This is a genomic window from Ramlibacter paludis (assembly GCF_022012305.1).
Classification (GTDB): Bacteria; Pseudomonadota; Gammaproteobacteria; order Burkholderiales; family Burkholderiaceae_C; genus Ramlibacter; species Ramlibacter paludis.
Genome location: NZ_JAKLTM010000003.1, coordinates 642,539 through 662,904 on the forward strand (window position 1 = coordinate 642,539; position 20,366 = coordinate 662,904).

The 20,366-nt window shown below is 71.0% G+C and carries 2 protein-coding genes; both read right to left on the reverse strand.

Annotation, left to right across the window (positions count from 1 at the left end):
- Positions 1-5 precede the first annotated feature (5 nt).
- Positions 6-2,486, reverse strand: coding sequence for an ATP-binding protein (locus LZ009_RS13395; RefSeq protein ID WP_275698431.1), 2,481 nt, complete (start codon positions 2,484-2,486; stop codon positions 6-8).
- Entirely contained in the window at positions 2,483-20,365 is a 17,883-nt protein-coding gene (locus tag LZ009_RS13400; RefSeq protein ID WP_275698432.1) for an Ig-like domain-containing protein, read from the reverse strand. Before LZ009_RS13400 ends, LZ009_RS13395 begins: the two co-directional genes overlap by 4 nt.
- Position 20,366 lies beyond the last annotated feature (1 nt).

Consider the following 20,366-nt stretch of genomic DNA (forward strand, 5'->3'; position numbering starts at 1 on the left):
GTCCGTCAAACTTTAGCCTGCACCGCGTCGGGCACTTCCATCAGCAGACCCATTCGCACGATCCGTTGCAATACCGCCTCAGCGGCGGGATGATCGCCGCCCTTGGCAGCCGCTTCCAGCTCGCGCGCCGGCTCGGTGAAGGCGTCGTAGCCCACCGTCCCCGCGGCGCCGGCCAGCCAGTGCGCCAGCCTTTCCACTTCCGCCAGGTCGCCGTTTCCGAGCGCGTCGGCAGCCTGGCCCAGTTGCTGGTGCAGGCGCGCCGCGAACTTGCGCACGATGGGCGCGAGCTTGGGATTGCCGGCAAAACGCGATCGCACCGGACCGTCCGCGGAGGCCGGCAGCGCCGGCAGGTCGCCGAACACCGACACGCCCTGGAACGCGCTTTCCCTCGCCGCGACGCCGCCCAGCAGCTGCGCCACCCGCTGCAGCAGCAGGTCGATGTCGACCGGCTTGGTGAGGTAGGCCGTGCAGCCCGCGGCCAGCACTTCCTCTTCGTAACCCTTCATCGCATTGGCCGTCAGGGCGACGATGGGCACCTCGACGCCGCGCCGGCGCAACTCGCGCGTGGCCTCGTAGCCGTCCATCACCGGCATCTGCATGTCCATCAGCACCAGGTCGCACGACACCAGCGCCATCTTGTCCAGGGCCGCCTGGCCGTGCTCGGCCTCCTCGACCCACAGGCCCTGCTCCGCCAGCACCAGCGAGAGCAGTTCGCGGTTCTCGGCGCCGTCGTCCACCACCAGCACGCAGGCCGGCGGAATCTTCCAGCGCGTGCGCATGGGCGGCTCCTCGCCTTGCGCCGCCGCCGCAACCTCGGCGGCATCCAGCAGCGGCACGCCATCGAGCGCGCCGGCATCGAAGGTGAACAGCATGGTGGTGCCCACGCCCGGCTGGCTGGTGGCTGCCAGGTCGCCGCCCAGGGCGCGCGCCAGGCGCCGGCTGATCGCCAGGCCCAGGCCGGTGCCGCCGAAGCGCCGCGCGATCGAGGCGTCGGCTTGCGTGAAGGGATCGAACATGGCCTCGACCCGGGACGGATCCATGCCGATGCCGGTGTCGGTGACCTCGATGGTGTAGGTCGATCCCGTGCAGGAGAGCACCACTTCCACGCTGCCGTGCTCGGTGAACTTGACCGCGTTGCTCACCAGGTTCAGCACCACCTGGCGCAGCCGCGCCGGATCGGACTGCACGCGTTCGGGCACGCTGCCCAGCAGGCGCACGGTGAGCGCGATGCCCTTCTCCTGCGCCTTCAGGCCCAGCTCCGCCAGCGCGCCCTGCACCACCTTGTGCGGCTCGCAGGCGATCTTCTCCATCACCAGCTGGCCGGCTTCCACCTTGGACAGGTCGAGGATGTCGTTGATCAGCCCCAGCAGGTGGCGGCCGCTCGCGTGGATGGTGTCGAGATAGTGCGAGGACTCGCGCTCGCTCTTGCCGAAGCCGCGCCGCAGCAGCTCCGTGAAGCCGAGGATCGCGTTCATCGGGGTGCGGATCTCGTGGCTCATGTTGGCCAGGAACTCGCTCTTGGCCTGGTTGGCGGCCTCGGCCTCTTCCTTGGCGCTGCGCAGCTCGATGCGGCTTTGTTCCAGCTGCGTCACGTCCTCCAGGCTCACCAGCACGCCGGCGGCCTTGCCGCCCGCATCGAGCACGGGCGAGCAGTTCACCAGGAAGCTGCGCTGCCGGCCCGCGGTGTCGCGCAGCTTCAATTGCCGGTCGCGGTGCACGGTTCCCTCCGCCAGCGCCGCCGCCCAGGGAAACTCCTCGGGCCGCAGCGGCTGCCCCGCTGCGTCGAGCCACGGAATGGACGCCACCGGCTCGCCCATCATCTGTTCGTTGGTCTTGCCCAGCAGGCGCGTGAGTGTCTCGTTGGCCAACACCACGTTGCGCTTCTGGTCCACGACCACCAGGCCGCCCGTGAGCGAATCGAAGGCGGAGCGCACGCGCGAGGGAATCGCCTGCGCCGGATCGAGATGCCGCAGCACCCGGCTCAGGTAGACGTAGAACGCCAGCACGCACAGCGCGCCGCAGAACATCAGCAGGATGACGATCGGCATGTGCAGGATGCCTGCCAGGCCCGGCGGCGCGAGCGGCGCGAAGCGCATCTCCAGCTGGCCCCAGGGCTGGTCGCCCGCATGCAGCGACACCTGCACCTGCGCATCGCGCACCTGGCCGCTTTCCACCGGCACCCAGTTGCGCGCGTGTTCGCCGACCGCCAGCACCAGCCGGCCGTCGCGGGTGCGCAGCCCGATCGAGAGCAGGTCGTCGTTGCGCTTCTGGATGAAGCGCAGCACTTCTTCCAGCCGCGCGGGATCGGAGCCGCCCAGCAAGGCGGCGCTGCTTGCCGCGACCGACTCGGCCAGCGCCACGCGGCCTTCGCGCACCGCGCTCTGGCGATCGGGCACCAGGCCGAGGAAGGACGCCGCCAGCAGCGCGGTGCTGACGATCGAGGCCAGCCCGAGGCTGATGTAGGTCTTGGTGTTGAACAGCTTCACGCGAATCCTCGCAGCGGGTCGGGGGCCTGGTCCGCAGCGGGCGGCAAGGCTTCGTCGTCGTCTTCTTCCTCGTCGTCGCCGGTGCGGGCCAGCACCGGCAGCGGGTCGAGCAGGCGCCAGGCGGGCAGCGCCGACAGGTAGCTGCCGACCAGCACGCCACCGCGGATCAGCCAGAGCACGTAGACCACCGAGACGCCGAGCGACAGGCCGGCGACGGTGATGCTGGTACTGCGATCCAGGTTGAAATCTTCCTGCAGCTGCTTGCGCAGCCGGTTCACTTCCTCGACGAAGGCGCCGGCGCGCAAGGTCTGTTGCAGCTGCTGCACGCTCAGCCGGGTGACGCTGCCGTCGAGACCCTCGAAGCCCATGACCTTGAACTCCGCCGGCGCGCCGAAGGCTTCGACGCGCAGGTCGCGCAGTTCCTGCAGGGAGACCGGGATCAGCCGCGCCGATTCCGAGGGCAACTGCAGTTGCTGCGGCGCGAAGCCCATGACCTGCTGCGGTGCTTGCGCCAGACCTGCGGTGTTGCCGAAGGCGTCGCCGAGTGCCGCTTCCACGGTGCCGCCGGCACGGCCCGGGGCTGTTGCCGGCGCGGGCGCGGGAGCAGCGGCCGTTGCGGGCGCCGGGGCGGCGACCGGTGCCGGTGCGGGTGCAGGAGTCGGGGCTGGCGCGGGCGCAGGCGCAGGCGCCGGCGCGGCAACCGTTCCGGCGTCGACCACGATGCGCACCGCGCCTGCGGCAGCGTCGACACCGCCGCCGGCGGTGCCGCCATCGTCGCGCACCAGCCAGGCCAGTTCGGCCACGCTGCCGGCGCTGCCGCGGGCGGCCATGAACTGCAGGCCCTGCAGCTGCGCCAGCGTGTAGGTGGCGCCCAGCTGCACCGGCGTCGTGCCATCTGCCAGCAGCACCGTGCCGACCTGGCTGGCGGGCAGCACCGTGATCGTTACGCCCAGCTGCTGGCCGGCTTCGTCGCTGCCGCCGCCTGCCGAATAGTCCAGGGTCGCGAGCTGCAGGGAAGCCGCCGGCGTGCCTTCGGCGACGACGACGCTGGGCGTCTGCGCGCCGGCCCCGCGCGGCACCGGGCTGTCGTTCACGGGCGTGATCGTGATGCTGGCGGTCGCCAGGCCGGCGCTGAAGGCCGACGTTCCGCCATGGACGGTGGTGTCGCCGCTGCCGTCGCCACTTTGGTCCCAGGCGCGGAACACCAGGCCGGTGGCCGTGCCGTTCCAGTCGGCGGCGGGCGTGAAGCGTATGCGGGTCAGGCGGTCGGCGCCCAGGAGTTCGGCATGGGCGGCGTCCGCCGATGCAAGGCTGGACCAGGTGGCGCCGCCGTCGCGCGTGAATTCCCAGCTGCCGCCGGCGCTCTGCGCGGACACCACCGCGATGCCCAGGCGCCCGAGCGGATCGCTGGCCTGGCCGGCGATGAGGTCCGCCACCGACATGCCCTGGGCATCGATGCCGTCCTCGGGCATCGCTGGCAACACATTGGCGCCAGTCAGCTCCGGCGCCTGGTTGACCACCGAAACGGTGAACTGCTCCGCGAGCGTCGCGCCGCTGCCGTCGGCCACGCTGAAAGCGAAGGCGCCGCTGCCGCTGCTGACGTCCTTGCCCGCAAGGAACTGCATGCCGCGCAATTGGTCCAGCGTGTAAGTTGCGCCTGCCACCACGGTGGTGGTGCCGTCGGCCAGCACGATGGCGCCCAGCTTGTCCGGCAGCGCGGTGACGGTGAAGGCCAGCGCCTGCGAGGCTTCGTCGCTGCCGCCGCCCGGGCCGTACCCCAGCGCGGCCAGGCCGAGCGGCATGGCGCCGCTGCCTTCGTCCACGGCCAGGTCGGCCGGCGCCGGAGACGTGCGCACCGGTGCATCGTCGACGGCGGTGACCGTGAGGAAGAGCGTGCTGCCGGCGCCCGTGTCGACGGTGTAGCGCACCGCCGGGACCGCGCCGTTCCAGTCGGCCAGCGGGGTGAAGAGGTAACTGCCGTTCGCCGCCAGCGTGAAGCTGCCGACACCGGCGATGGTGGCCGTCTCGCCCGCGGCATACGAGATGCTGCCGATCGTGAAGCCCGTGACCTGCAGCGCAGATTCGACGTCGCTGTCGTTGGCCAGCACGTTGCCGGTGGCGGCGCCGTCCTCTTGCACGGTGGCCGTGTCGGGGGTCGTCACCGTCGCGTCGTCGACGGCGTTCAAAGTGATGTCCAGTGAGCTGCTCACCCCGGTGCTGGTGGTGTAGCCGACCTGCGGCACGGCGCCGTTCCAGTTGGCCAGGGGCGCGAAGACGTAGTCGCCGTTGGCCGCCAAACCGAAGCTGCCGACCCCGGCGATCGCCACCGTGGTGCCCGCTGCGTAGTTGTTGCCCCCCAGCGTGAAGCTTGTCACTTGCAGCACACTGTCGATGTCGCTGTCGTTCGCCAGGACGTTGCCGGTGGCCGCGCTGTCTTCGTCGGCGGTGGCCGCATCGGCGGCGACGACGGTCGCATCGTCGACGGCGGCGACCGTGAGCGTCAACGTGCTCGAGGCGCCGGTGGTCGTGGTGTAGCCGATGGCGGGCACCGCACCGTTCCAGTTCGCAACCGGGGTGAAGCTGTATGCGCCGTTGGCGCCGAGGGTGAAGCTGCCGATGCCGGCCAGGGCGACGGTGCTGCCGGCGGCGTAGCTGTTGCCGGCCAAGGTGAAGCTGGCGACTTGCAGGGCATCGTCGGCGTCGCTGTCGTTGGCGAGGACGTTGCCGGTGGCGATCGAGTCTTCGTTGACGGCTGCGGCGTCGGCCGCGACCCGGGTCGGGTCGTCGACCGCGGCCACCGTGATGTCCAGGGTGCTGGCAGCGCCGGTGCCGGTCGTGTAGCCGACCTGCGGCAGCGTGCCGTTCCAGTTGGCTGCCGGCGTGAAGCTGTAGGCGCCGCTGGCTGCGAGCGTGAAGCTGCCGACGCCGGCCAGCGCCACGGTGCTGCCGGCCGCGTAGGTGTTGCCCGCCAGCGTGAAGCTCGCGACCTGCAGGGCGTCGTCGACGTCGCGGTCGTTCGCCAGCACGTTGCCGATGGCCGCCGTGTCTTCGCTGGCCGTGGCGGCATCGGACGCGACCACCGTCGCGTCGTCCACGGCGTTCAGCGCGATCGCCAGCGTGCTTGCGGCGCCGGTGTTCGTGGTGTAGCCCACGACCGGCAGCGTGCCGTTCCAGTTCGCCACCGGCGTGAAGGTGTAGCCGCCATTCGCCGCCAGCGTGAAGCTGCCGACGCCGGCCAGGGCCACCGTGCTACCGGCCGCGTAGCTGTTGCCCGCCAGCGTGAAGCTCGCGACCTGCAATGCGTCGTCGACGTCGCTGTCGTTGGCCAGGACGTTTCCGGTGGCAATGTTGTCTTCATTCACCGTCACGGCGTCGGCCGCCACCACGGTCGCGTCGTCGACCGCATTCAGCGCGATGTCCAGCGTGCTGGATGCTCCGGTGTTCGTCGTGTACGCCACCTGGGGCAGCGCACCGTTCCAGTTGGCGACCGGCGTGAAGCCGTAAGCCCCGCTGGCCGCCATCGTGAAGCTGCCGACGCCTGCCACGACCACCGAGCTACCCGCCGCATAGGTATTGCCGCCCAGCGTGAAGCTCGCGACCTGCAAGGCGTCGTCGACGTCGTTGTCGTTCGCCAGTACGTTGCCGGTGGCGATGCTGTCTTCGGCGACCGTGATGGCGTCGGCCGCCGCCACGGTCGGATCGTCCACGGCGGTCAGGGTGATGGCGAGCGTGCCGGTGGCGCCCGTGCCCGTCGTGTAAGTCACCAGCGGCGCGCTGCCGTTCCAGTTCGCGACCGGCGTGAACGTGAAGCTGCCGTCGGCGGCGATGGCCAGCGTGCCCCGGCCGGCGAGGACCGCGGTGCTGCCGGCCGCATAGCTGGCCGGGTCTCCCGCGACCTGGAAGCTCGCCACCGCGAGGACGTCGTCGAAGTCACTGTCGTTGGCCAGCACGTTGCCGATGGCGGTCGCGTCTTCCGGGACGGTCACGCCATCGGCCGCGACGACGGTCGCGTCGTCCACGGCGGCGACCGTGATCGCCAGCGTGCTCACAGCGCCGGTGTTCGTCGTGTAGCTGACGACCGGCACGGCGCCGTTCCAGTTCGCCACCGGCGTGAAGGCGTAGTCGCCGTTGCCGCCAAGCGTGAAGCTGCCGACGCCGGCAAGCGCGACCGTGCTGCCCGCCGCGTAGCCGGTGCCGGCCAGCGTGAAGCTCGCGACCTGCAGGGCGTCGTCGACGTCGCCGTCGTTCGCCAGCACGTTGCCGCTGGCCGCGCCGTCTTCGTTGACCACGATCGCATCGGCGGCGACCGAGGTCGCGTCGTCCACGGCGTTCACGGTGATTGCCAGCGTACTCGCGGCCCCCGTGTTGGTGGTGTAGCCAACGATAGTGGCCGCGCCATTCCAGTCGGCTACGGGCGTGAAGGTGTAGGCACCATCCGCACCCAGTCTGAAGCTGCCGATGCCTGCCAAGGTCACCGTGCTGCCGGCAGCGTAAGTGGTCGCGCCCAGGGTGAAAGCGGCAACCTGCAAGGTGTCGTCGACGTCGCTGTCGTTGGCCAGCACATTGCCGGCGGCGACGTTGTCTTCGGCGACAGCCACCGCATCCGGATTCACGACGGTGGGGTCGTCGACGGCATTCACCGTGATGTCCAGCGTGCTCGCGGCGCCGGTGTTGGTGTTGTAGCTCACCCGGGGCACCACACCGTTCCAGTGGGCCAGCGGCGTGAAGGTGTAGTCCCCGTTGGCGGCCAGCGTGAAGCTGCCGACGCTCGCGATGGTCACCGTGGCGCCCGCCGCGTAGGTCGTGCCACCTACCTCGAAGCTGGCCACCTGCAGTGCCGTCTCGACGTCGCTGTCGTTGGCCAGCACGTTGCCGGTCGCGGCCGTGTCTTCGGCGACGGCCACCGTCTCGGCGTTCATCACGGTCGGGTCATCGACGGCGGTGACCGCGAGATCCAGCGTGCTCGAAGCGCCCGTGCTGGTCGTGTAGCGCACCTGCGGCGCGGTGCCGTTCCAGTTGGCCAGCGGCGTGAAGATGTAGGCGCCGCCGGCGTCCAGCGTGAAGCTGCCGACGTTCGCGATCGCCACCGTGGCCCCGGCCGCGTAGCTGCTGCCGGCGATGCTGAAGCCCGCCACCTGCAGCGAGGAATCGACGTCGCTGTCGTTGGCCAGCACGTTGCCGCTGGCGACCGTGTCTTCTGCGACCGTGGCCGCATCGGCCGCAACGACGGTCGCGTCGTCGACCGGATTCACGGTGATGTCCAGAGTGCCGTCCGCGCCGGTCTGGGTCGTGTAGCCGACCTGCGGCACGGCGCCGTTCCAGTTCGCGATCGGCGTGAAGGCATAACTGCCGTCGGCCGCCAGCGTGAAGCTCCCCATGCCGGCGATGGCGACGGTGGCGCCGGGCGCGTAGCTGGTGCCCGCGATCGTGAAGGCCGCCACCTGCAGCACGTCGTCGGCGTCGCTGTCGTTGGCCAGCACGTTGCCGGCAGCGACGTTGTCCTCGGCGACGGCCACGGCGTCCGGATTCACGACGGAGGCGTCGTCGACGGCAGCCACCGTGATGTCCAGCGTGCTGGCGGCGCCGGTGTTGGTCGTGTAGCTCACCTGCGCAACGGTGCCGCTCCAGTCGGCGACGGGCGTGAAGGTGTAGTCGCCGTTCGCAGCGAGCGTGAAACTGCCCTGGCCGGCAAGCGTGACGCTGGCGCCGGCCGCGTAGCTCGTGCCGCCGATGACGAAGCTGCTCACTTGCAGGGCCGTCTCGACATCGCTGTCGTTGGCGAGGACGTTGCCGCTGGCCACCGTTTCTTCGGCCACGCTGGCGGCGTCCGGCGCCATCACGGTCGGATCGTCGACGGCACTGACGCCGATGTCCAGCGTGCTGCTCGCGCCGGTATTCGTCGTGTAGGTGACCTGCGGCAGCGCGCCGTTCCAGTTGGCGAGCGGCATGAAGCTGAAGACGCCGCCGGCAGAGAGCGTGAAGCTGCCGACTCCCGCGAGAGCGACGCTGCTCCCCGCCGCGTAGGTGTTGCCGCCCAGGCTGAACCCGGTCACCTGCAACACCGTATCGACGTTGCTGTCGTTCAGCAGGACGTTGCCGCTGGCGACGGAATCCTCGGTGATGCTGAAGTTGTCCGCGACCATGAAGGTCGGATCGGCCACCGCGGCGACCGTGATGTCCAGCGTACTCGCGGCGCCGGTGTTCGTCGTGTACGCAACCTGGGGCACGAGCCCGTTCCAGTTCGCCACGGGCGTGAAGCCGAAAGTGCCGTCGGCGCCCAGCGTGAAGCTGCCGATCGCGGCCAGGGCCACGGTCGTGCCAGCCGCGTAGCTGGTGCCGCCGATCGCGAAGCTCGTCACCTGCAGCGCCGTTTCGACATCGCTGTCGTTGGCCAGGACATTGCCGGTCGCGACCCCGTCCTCGGCAACCGTCACTGCCTCGGCGTTCATCACCGTCGGGTCATCCACCGCGGTGAGCGTCACGGCCAGCGTGCTGGTGGCGCCGGTATTCGTGGTGTAGGTGACCTGTGGCAGGCTGCCGTTCCAGTTGGCCGCCGGCGTGAAGCCGAAGGCGCCGTTCGCGCCCAGCGTGAAGCTCCCGCCGGCCACTGCCACCGTCGTGCCGGCGGCGTAGCTGGCCGCACTGCCCGCCAGCTGGAAGCTTGCGACCGCCAGCGCGTCGTCGATGTCCAGGTCGTTCGCCAGCACGTTGCCGCCGGCCACGTTGTCCTCGGCGACGGTGACGCTGTCCGGCGCAGTCACGGTGGCATCGTCCACTGCCGTGACGATCAGAGCCAGGGTGCTGGAAGCGCCCGTGGTGGTCGCATAACTCACCACCGGCACGGTGCCGTTCCAGTCGGCCAGCGGCGTGAAGGCATAAGCCCCGTCGGCGGCCAGCGTGAAGGTGCCGACGCCGGCAATGGCGGCCGTGGCGCCGGCTGCGTAGCTCGTGCCGGCGACCGTGAAACCGGCCACCTGCAGCGGCGAGTCGACGTCGCTGTCGTTGGCGAGTACGTTGCCGGTGGCCACGCCGTCTTCCGCAGTGCTGCCCGTGTCCGCCACCGCCAGCGTCCCGTCGTCGACCGCCGCGACGGTCACCGTGACGGTCGCCGTCGCCGTGCCGCCCTGGCCGTCGCTCACGAGGTAGCTGAAGCTGCCCGCACCGTTGAAGTTGCCGGCCGGCGTGAACACGATGTTGCCGCCGACGAGGGCCACCGTCCCTCCGGCGCCGTTGCTCACGGCGAGCACGGCGAGGGTCCCGCCATCGAGGTCGCTGTCGTTGGCCAGCAGGTCCGCGGGCAGCAGCGTCAGGGCCTGGTCTTCCGTGGCGTTCACCGTGTCGCTCCCGGCCGAGGGCGCGTCGTTGACGGATGCGAGGTTGACCGTGACCTGCGCGCTCGAAGTGCCGCCTTGCCCGTCGCTGACGGTGTAGGTGAAGCTCGCGGGTCCGTTGAAATTCAGTGCCGGCGTGAAGACGATGTTGCCGCCGGCCAATGCGACCGAACCGCCGCTCACCGCGCTGACCGAGGCGATCGCCAGGGTGTCGCCGTCGACTTCCGCGTCGTTCAGCAGCAGCGAAGACACCGGAATCGCCAGCACCTGGTCTTCGGTCCCGGCCACGGCGTCATCCTGGGCGACGGGCGCATCGTCCACCGGCGCGAGGTTGATCGTGACCGTGCCGATGGACGCATTGCCGGTGGCATCGGTGACCGTGTAACTGAAGGCGGCCGGCCCGTTGAAGTTCGCGCTGGGCGTGAAGGTGACGACACCGCCGGCCAGGCTTACGCTACCGCCGGCCACCGCGGTCACCCCGGTGAGCGTGAGCGCACTGCCCTCCACGTCGTAGTCGTTGGCCAGCAGGTCGGCCGCGGTCAGCGCCAGCGGCGTGTCCTCGGTGCCGGCCAACGCTTCCCCGGCCACGCGGGGCGCGTCGTCCACGGCGGCGACGTTGACCGTCACCCGGCCGATGGAGCTGCCACCATTGCCGTCCGAGACCGTGTAGAAGAAGCTGGCGACGCCGTTGAAGTCGGCGTCCGGCGTGAAGACGATGTTGCCGTTGGCGAAGTTCACCTGGCCGCCGGTGCCATCGGCCACGCTGGTGATCGCGAGCGCATTGCCTTCGAGGTCGGAGTCGTTGGCCACCAGCGTCGCCGGTGCGAAGGTGATCGGGACATCCTCGCTGGTCGCGGCGACGTCGTCCGTCGCCGTGGGCGCATCGTTCACGGCCGTGACGTTCACGGTCACCGTCGCCGCGGACGTGCCGCCGTTGCCGTCGGCGATCGCGTAGGTGAAGCTGGCCGGTCCCTCGTACTGCGCATCCGGGGTGAAGACGACGTTGCCGCCGACGAGGGCCACCGTCCCGCCGGTGCCGTTGGACACGCTCGTGATGGCGAGGGTGTCGCCCTCGACATCCGTGTCGTTCGCCAGCACGTCCAGCGGCGCCAGGACCAGCGGCGTGTCTTCGACCGCATTCACGACGTCGGAGTGCGCGAGCGGCGCGTCGTTCACAGCCGCCACGTCCACCCGCACGTTGCGCGTGACGACGCCGCCGTTGCCATCGCTCACCGTGTAGCTGAAGGCGCCGGGGCCGTTGAAGTCGGCGGTGGGCGTGAAGACGATGTTGGGACCGGAGAAGGCCACCGTGCCGCCGCTGCCGTTCGCCAGGCCGGTGACGACCAGCGTGTCGCCGTCCACGTCGCCGTCGTTGGCCAGCAGGGTTGCCGGATCGATGACCAGGGGCGCGTCCTCCGTGCCGGCCACGACGTCGTCCAGCGCCACCGGCGCATCGTTCACGGCGGCAAGGGTGACGGTCACGGTGGCGGTCGCCGTGCCGCCCTGCCCATCCGAGACCGTGTAGGTGAAGCTGGCCGGCGTGTTGCGGTTGGTCGCGGGCGTGAAGCTGATGACGCCGCCCGACAGGGTGACGGTGCCGCCGACGGCGTTGCCCACGCCGGTGACGGCCAGGCTGTCGTTCTCGAGGTCGGTGTCGTTGCCCAGCAGCGAGGCCGCGGCGATGGTGAGCGGCGTGTCCTCGACACCCGCCACGGTCTCGCCATTGGCGACCGGGGCGTCGTTGACCGGTGCCACGTTGACCGTGACGGAGGCCGAGGCGGTGCCGCCTTGGCCGTCGGACACGGTGTAGCTGAAGCTGCCCGCCCCGTTGAAATCGGCCGTGGGCGTGAAGACGATGTTGCCGCCGACGAGCGCCACGGTGCCGCCGCTCGCACCGGCGACGGAGACGACGGTCAGCGCGTCGCCTTCGAGGTCGGTGTCGTTCAGTGCCAGGCCGGCCGCCGCGATCGTGAGCGGCGTATCTTCAGTCGCCGCCACCGTGTCCGCATTCGCGATGGGCGCGTCGTTCATGGCCGCCAGGTTCACCGTGACGGTGGCGGTCGCGGTGCCGCCGTTGCCGTCGGCGACCGTATAGGTGAAGCTGCCGGCGCCGTTGAAGTTGGCGGTGGGCGTGAACACGATCGTGCTGCCGGACAGGCTCACGGTTCCACCGCTGCCGTTGGCGACCGCCACGACGGACAGCGTGTTGCCGTCGATGTCGGCGTCGTTCGCCAGCAGCGTGGCCGCCGTGATGGCCAGCGGCTGGTCTTCGGTGCCGTTCACCGAATCGGCGGCGGCGACCGGCGCGTCGTTGACCGGCGCCACGGTGACCGTCACCAGCGCCGTCGCCGTGCCGCCGTTGCCGTCGGACACGGTGTAGCTGAAGCTGCCGGTGCCGTTGAAGTTGGCGGCGGGCGTGAAGACGATGTCGGTGCCGGAAAGCGTCACCGTGCCGCCGCCGATGGCGGCCACGCCGGTGATGGTGAGCGTGTTGCCTTCGACGTCGCTGTCGTTGCCCACCAGCGTGGCGGCCGCGATCGTCAGCGGGGCATCTTCCACCGCGTTCACCGCATCGGCCACCGCCACGGGCGCGTCGTTCACGGCGGCCAGGTTCACCGTGACCGTGCCGGTCGCGGTGCCACCGTTGCCGTCCGCCAGCGTGTAGGTGAAGCCGGCTGCGCCGTTGAAGTTGGCCGTGGGCGTGAAGACGATGTTGCCGCCGACCAGGTCTACCGTGCCGCCGGCGCCGGAAGTGACGCCCGTGATCGTCAAGGCGTCACTCTCGGGGTCGGTGTCGTTGCCTGCCAGCGCGCCCGGCATGATGGTCAGCACCTGGTCCTCGGTGCCGCCCACCGTGTCGGCCCCGGCGACCGGGGCGTCGTTCACCGCCGCCACGTTGACCGTCACCGTGCCGGTGGAGGTCGCGCCGTTGCCGTCGTCCACCGTGTAGCTGAAGCGCGCGGGCCCGTTGAAGTTGGCGGTGGGCGTGAAGGTGATCACGCCGCCGGCGAGGCTCACGGTGCCGCCGGTGACGGCCGTCACGCCGGTCACGGTCAAGGCGTCGCCGTTGCTGTCCGTGTCGTTGGCGGCCAGCAGCGCCGCCGCGAACGAAAGCGGCGTGTCCTCGGTCGCCGCGACGCTGTCCGCATTGGCGACCGGCGCCGAGTTGCCCAGGATCACCGAGATGTTCACCAGGCCGGTGGCGGTTCCGCCGTTGCCGTCGCTCACGGTGTAGGTGAAGCTGGCGGGGCCGATGTACAGCAGGTCGGCGACGAAGGTGACCACGCCGCCGACCAGGCTCACGGTGCCGTGCGTCGCGCCGCCGACGCCGGTGACGGTGAGCGCATCGCCTTCCAGGTCGGTGTCGTTGCCGAGCAGCGATGCGGCCGGGATCAGCAGCGGCACCGCGGGCAAGGCGGTCACGCTGTCGTCGGCAGCCACCGGCGCGTCGTTGACCGGTGCGACGTTCACGGTCACTGCGCGGGTCGCGCTGCCGCCCTTGCCGTCGGCCACGGTGTAGCTGAAGCTGGCGGTGCCATTGAAGTTGGCCGCCGGGGTGAAGACGATGTCGGTGCCGGAGAGAACCGCCGTGCCGCCGGTGCCGCTCGTGACGCCGATGACCGCCAGCGGGTCGCCGTCCACGTCGCTGTCGTTAGCCAGCAAGGCCGCGGCGGGAATCGTCAGCGGGACGTCCTCGGTGCCCGCCGCCGTGTCGGCATTGGCCGCCGGCGCATCGTTCACCGGTGCGAGGTTGACCGTGACGGTGGCGCTGGCCGTGCCGCCCTTGCCGTCGGACACCTTGTAGCTGAAGGTGGCGGGGCCGTTGAAGTTGGCAGTCGGCGTGAAGACGACGTTGCCGCCGGAGAGCACCACGGTGCCGCCGCTGCCATTGGTGACCGAGACGATGGACAGCGCGTCGTTGTCGACGTCGGTGTCGTTGGCCGTGAGCGCCGCCGCCGCGATCGCCAGCGCCTGTTCCTCGGTGCCGGCCAGGCTGTCTGCGGCGGCCACGGGCGCGTCGTTCACCGCAGCGACGTTGACCGTCACGCTGCCGGTGGCGACGCCGCCCTGCCCGTCCGCCACCGTGTAGCTGAAGCTGGCCGCGCCGTTGAAGTCGGCGCTGGGCGTGAAAACGATGTTGCCGCCCGAAAGCACCACCGTGCCGCCGCTGCCGCCGGTGACGCCCGTGATCGCCAGCGCATCGTTCTCGGGGTCGGTGTCGTTCGCCAGCAGCGAGGCAGTCGTGAGGGTGAGCGGGACGTCCTCGGTCGCCGCAACCACGTCCCCATTCGCGACCGGGGCGTCGTTCACCGGGGTGACCGTCAGCAGGAGGGTCTGCACCAGCGTGTCGTCGCCGCCGCCGTCGTCGCGCACCGAGAAGCCGAAGCTGGCCGTGCCGGAGGCGTTGGCGGCCGTGACGAAGCGCATGCCGCGCAGGTCGGCCAGGCTGTAGTCGCCCGCGGCCACGTCCGTGCCGTCGGCCAGCGTCACGCGGCCGAAGCTCGCCGGCGGCAGGGCGGTCACGGTGTAGGTGAGCACCTGGCCGGCTTCGTAGCCGCCGCCGCCGGGGCCATAAGCCACGCCGGCCAGGCCGAGGCTGGTGCTCCCGCTGTCTTCCGCGACCGCCAGGTTGGACACCGTACCGCCGACGGGCCGATCGTTGACGGCAGCGACGGTGATCGTCGTGCTGGCGGTGGCCGTGCTGAAGGCCTTGGCCGCACCGGCGACCGTCGCGTCGGCCACGCCGCCGGCGGCGCCCGCGGTGCCGTCCCAGGCGGCCAGCGTCAGCGTGGCGGTGCCGCTCCAGTCGCTGGCCGGCACGAAGCGCACGCGGGTCAGCGTGTCGGCCAGCAGCAGGCGCGCGCTCGTCGCCGTGGCGGCGCCGAAGGCCGTCCACGTCGTACCGCCATCGCGCGTGTACTGCCAGCTGCCGTGGCTGTCGTCGACCGCGGTCACGGCGATGCCGCGCGTACCGGTCGGGTCGGCTACCTGGCCGGCGATCAGGTCCGAGACCAGCGTGCCGTTGCCGACGGTGTCTTCCGCGATCGCCGCCATGGCATTGGCGCCGTTCAGCACCGGTGCCCGGTTGGTGACCGTGAGCGTGAGGGACAGGTTGGAGAGGTCCACACCGCCGTTGGCGACGCCGCCGTCGTCCTGCACGCTGAACGCCACCACCACCGCGCCCGGCGTGGCGTTGGCGGCCGAGCGGAACAGCATCGCCTGGAACTGCGCCTGCGTGTAGGCCGTGCCCACGCTCACCGGCGTCACGCCGTCGGCCAGCAGCAACTGCACGTTGCCCGGGATGGAAGTGAAGTGGAAGGTCAGCGCCTGCGCCGCTTCGTCGCTGGCGGTCGCGGGGCCGGGTGCATAGCTGCCGGAAGCCAGGATGGAGGCCGGCGCCGCGCCCTCTTCCACGGTCCCGCCGGTGGCACCCACCGCGACCGGTGCGTCGTTGCGGGGGGTGACGGTGAAGACCGAGGTGGCGGTCGCCGCGCTGAAGGCGAAGGCGCCGCCGTTGTAGGAAGCGTCGGCCAGGGTGCCGTTGCTGCCCGTGGTCTGGTCCCAGGCGCGGAAGGTGAGCCCCGCGGTGCCCATGCTGCTGTTCCAGTCGGTGCCGGGCAGGAAGCGCAGCTTGGTCACGCCGTCGGCCGCCAGCTGCAGCGCACCGGTGTTGCTCACGCCGGTGATGCTGATCCAGCTGTTGCCGTCCACCGTGTACTGCCAGGTGCCGTTGCCGCTGGTGCCGACGATGGCGATGCCGCGGTCGCTGATGACGGCGTCGGTGACCTGCCCGGTGATGAGGGCGTCCACCAGCGTGCCGGCACGCTGCCCGGCGGACGACCATGGCGGCGGATTGCCGCCCGGGATGTTGCCGCTCCAGTCGAAGTCCTCGTAGACGACGACCGGCGAATTGGCGCCGTTCAGCACCGGCGCGCGGTTGACGATCACCTTGACGGTGAACGTGCCGGTGTCCACGCCGGTGTTCGCCGTGCCGCCGCTGTCCCGGGCGGCGAAGGAGAAGCTGCCGGTCCCGAGCTGGCCGATGCCGGACGACAGGAACTGCATGCCCTGGACCTGCGCCAGCGTGTACTGCGTGTTGAGCGTGACCTGGGTCGTGCCGTTGGCCAGCCAGACCGTGCCCAGCGCCGACGGCAAGGCGGTGACGGTGTAGCTCTGGAGGGTCTGCGCGGCTTCGTCCGGGCCGCCACCGGGGCCGACGGTGAAGCCGGCGAGGCCCAGCGACGTGAGCGGCGAGCCATCGAGCAGGATCAGCGGGGCGGGCGCCACGCCGGCAACGTCGGTGCGCGCCGGTGCGTCGTTGACGGCGGTGACGATGACGGTCGCGGTGGCCGTCGTCGAACTGAAGGCCGTCGCGCCGCCGTTGACCGTCGTGTTGGCGGTGCCGCCACCGGTGCCCGCGCTGCGGTCCCAGGCACGGAAGGTGAAGCCCGGCGCCGTACCGTTCCAGTTGGCCGTGGGCACGAAGCGCACGCGCCACTGGCCGCCGGTTTCCAGCAGGATGGAGTTGGTCGCGCTCGCCGCGGCGAGCGAATTCCAGTTGCTGCCGCCGTCACTGTTGTACTGCCAGGTGCCGGCCGCGCCGCCGGCGGCCGCAGTGACGGCGATGCCGGTGGTATTGCTCAGGTCGGTGATCTTGCCGGCCACCAGGTCCGCGACCCGCATGCCGTTGCCCGGCACGTCTTCCAGGATCGAGGGCATGGTGTTGGCGCCGCTCAGCGTCGGGGCCTGGTTGAAGACCGAGATGGTCATCGAATCCAGCAGCGTGTCGACGCCCCCGTTGGCGGTGCCGGCGTTGTCCTTCACCATCCAGCTGAAGGTGCCGCTTGCGCTCTGCACGCCGTTCCCGGGCTTGAACTTCATGCCCTGGATCTGGCCGATCGTGTAAGTGGTGCCTGCGCTCACCACGGTGGTGCCGTCGGCGAGATAGATCGTGCCGACCGCGGACGGCACCGCCGTGACCGTGTAGCTCACGCTCTGGTCGTTGTACTCGTCGAGCGCGTAGCCGGGGATGTAGTCGAGGCTGCCCAGGCCCAGCGAGGTGAAGGTGACCGTGGCTTCGCGCACCGACACGGCCGCCGGGGGCGGCAGCAGCGTGCCGAGGGCAACGCTGTAGCGCACCGGGATGTCGTTCACCGGCGTCAGCGTCAGCGCCGCCGTCGCCGTCGTGGCGCTGAAGGCGGAGACGCCGCCGGGAGCACTGGTGCTCGCGAGGCCGCCTGCCACGCCGGACGTGCCGTCCCACGCACGGAAGGTGAAGCCGGGGATGGCGCCGTTCACGTTGGTGCCGGCGTCACCGACGAAGCGCACCCGCGCGTCGGGGCCTAGCAGGCGCGCGTTGTTGGTGGTGCCGCTCAACGCCAGCCAGGTGCCGCCGCCGTCGACGCTGTATTCCCAGGTGCCGCCGATGTTGCCGTTCGGCATGCCGACCACCGCCATGCCGTAGGGGCCGCTGCCGTCGGTCACCGCGCCGGCCAGGATGGCAGACACCAGCGTGCCGTTGCCCGGCACGTCTTCGAGCTGGGTGAAGGGATTGGGCGGCGCCGAAAGCACGGGCGCCGCGTTGGTGACGGTCACGGCCAGCGACTGCGCCAGGCTGTCCGCGCCGCCATTGGCGGTGCCGCCGCTGTCGTTCACGCGGAAGCTGAAGCTGCCGGTTCCGATGGCGCCGGCGCGCAAGCGCATGCCTTGCAGCTGCGCCAGCGTGTAGCCGGTGCCGGAAGTCACGGCGGTCCCGTCGGACAGCTCGATGGTGCCGGCGGCGCCCGGCAGTCCGGTGACGGTATAGGTGAAGGTCTGCGCGGCTTCGTCCGTGCCGCCGCCCGGCCCGTAGTTCAGGCCGGCGAGGCCCAGGGACACGATGGAACCTTCGGTGGTGCCCAGGTTGGCCACGGTGCCGGCGCTGCGCACCGGCGCATCGTTCACGCCGGTGACCGTGACCGTGGACGCCGCCGTCGCCGTGCTGAAGGCGCTGTTGCCGCCCGGGCTGGGCACGGCGACGACGGCGCCCGCGGCGCCGGTCGTGCGGTCCCAGGCGTGGAAAGTGATGCCCGCGCTGCCGGCGTAATTGGCGTTCGGCACGAAGCGCACGCGGGTGGTCGTGTCGGCGGCGAGCAGCAATGCATTGCCGCTCGCGGGGCTCGCCAGCGCCGCCCAGGTGCTGCCGTCCAGCGCGTACTGCCAGCTGCCGTTGGCCGTATCCACCGCCGTCACGGCGATGCCCTTGAGCGCGCCGGCGTCGAGGTCGGTGATGGCACCGGCCACCAGGTCGGCCACCAGCGTGCCGCCACCTGCGGCGGCATCTTCCAGCTGCGCCGGCAGGTTGGCCACGGCGCCGAGGACCGGGGCGCGGTTGAAGCCGCCGAACTGCGCCACCACGCCGTCGCCCCCGCTGCCGATCGTGGTCTTGTAGCCGTCGGTGGTCGCGAGGCCGCCGGTGCTGGTCGAGCCGACGAGGTACAGCCGGTTGCCGGCGCCCCAGGCGACGCCGCCGCTGTCCAGCCCCGTGCCGTAATAGCTGCCGTACACCATGTCGCTGCTGCCGCCGCCCACCGGGTTCAGCACGAGGACGAAGCCGGTCTTGCCGGCGGTGTTGGTGCGCTGGACCGCGTCGGCGGTGGTGGGGAAGTCGGACGTGTCGGTGCTGCCGACGATCGCCACGTAGCCCCCATTGACCGCGATGCCGGTCGGTGTGTCGGTCAAGCCGCCGGAAAGCGAACCGCTGGCGTTGCGCGAGCCGCCGATGAAGCTGGAATACACCATCGAGGCGCTGCCGGCCAGCGTGGTGTCGTAGATGCGCAGGAAGCCGGTCTGCAGCGTGTAAGGCGTGGTGGCAAAGGCGCCCGTCGTGGTGGGAAAGCCGTTGCTGGGATCCTTGGTCTGGCCGATCACGTAGGCCTTGCCGGCGTTGTCGGCGGCCAGGCCGGTGACGTTGTCGAACTTGGTCCAGCCGACGTAGCTCGAATAGAGCACCGTTCCCGCGGCCCCGTACTTCACCAGGAAGCCGTCGCCCGCGCCGCCCGCGCTGGACTGCGCGCCGCCGACGATCGTGTTGTCGGTGGAGAGCGTGTTGCCGGCGAGGTAGACGTTGCCGGCGCCGTCCACCGCCATGCCCATGCCCGCCTCGTCGCCGCTGCCGCCCCAGGTCCACTTGGCAAGCGACGTGCCGCCGGCGCTGTACTTGTTGACGAAGGCGTTGTCCGAGGTCCCGGTCACCGTGCCGGCGAGGTAGATGGTGCCGCTGCCGTCCACGGCGACCGCGGTGGCGGTGTCGTTGCCGCCGGCGCCGCCGAAGTAGGTGCTGAACACCAGCGCGTTGCCCGCCGCGTTCAGCTTGAACAGGAAGGCATCCTGGTTGCCGCTCCTGGCCGCCTGGTCGCCCGCGGCCGCGCCGACGAAGTCGGCCGACTTGGTCCAGCCGCCCACCACCACCTGGCCGCTCGCGTCGACGGCGATCGCGTTGCCGGCTTCGTTGTTGCTGCCGCCCACGCGCGTCGCGTAGACCAGCGTCGTGAGGTCGGCGTTGAACTTGGCGACGTAGGCTTCGTTGCCGTCCGGGCCGGCGTCCAGCCGCGTGCCGAAGCTGCCGCTGTTGGAGGTCGTCTGGCCGGTGACGTAGACCGCGCCATCGCTGCCGACCGCGACGCCCAGCGCCGTCTCTGCGCCGGCTTCGCCGAAATAGGTGGCGTGCGACAGCACCGGGTCGACCACCAGCGCGCGGCGGGTGTCGTAGGCGCCGACGACGATGCGCACCGTGCCGTCGGCCTGCAGGGTGTAGTGGCTCTCCACGCTCTCGCGGCCGGCTGCGCCCTGCTGGTAGCTCACGGGCGCCTGGAAGCGCAGCTCGCGCCCGGTGCCCGCCACCTGCAGCAGCAGGTCGCCGTTTTCGGCGATGGTGGCGCCGTCCGTGCCGTGGAAGCGCAGCTGCAGCTGCGCAGCGTCGGCGCCCGGCGCCAGCAGGAAGTCGTATTCGAGCTGGCTCTGGTTGCCGTAGTAACGGATGTCGATGCCGTCCCAGACGCCCTGGTAGCGCACGCTGCCGTAGTTGGCGATGTCGGTCACCCACTTCGACGCGTCGGCGCCCACCAGGGAGTTGCTGCGCGTGGCCAGCAGGTCTTCGCCGACCGGCGTTCCCGCGTTCGCGCCGACCAGTTCCAGCCGCACCGGGTCCTGCGCGCCATCGAGCAGCAGTTCGGCCTGGCCGCCACCCCCCAGGCGCAGCGAATAGCCGAGGCCCGATGCGGCGAAGTCGACGCCCTCGCCCAGCTGGCCCGCATCGGCCTCGAACTGCAGCGGCGTCAGTGCATAGGCGGCGCGAACCTCCGCGCTCGCGGGCGCGGCGGCGGTGTCGGCGCTGTATTCGAAATCGGTGCCGAGCTGCCGGGTCTGCTGCAGCGCGCCGTCGTCCACCGCCAGCAGCAGGCTGGCCGCGTCGGCGGAATACAGCAGCCGCGGCTCCAGCCACTCTGCCTGCGGCGCGACCCGCGCCTTGCGGGCGGGCCGGGAGCGTCGCAGCAGGGCGCCGAGCATG

Bases quoted from the DNA above. Each gene is read 5' to 3' on its own strand.
- LZ009_RS13400 (WP_275698432.1), bottom strand. From the start codon at position 20,365: ATGCTCGGCGCCCTGCTGCGACGCTCCCGGCCCGCCCGCAAGGCGCGG.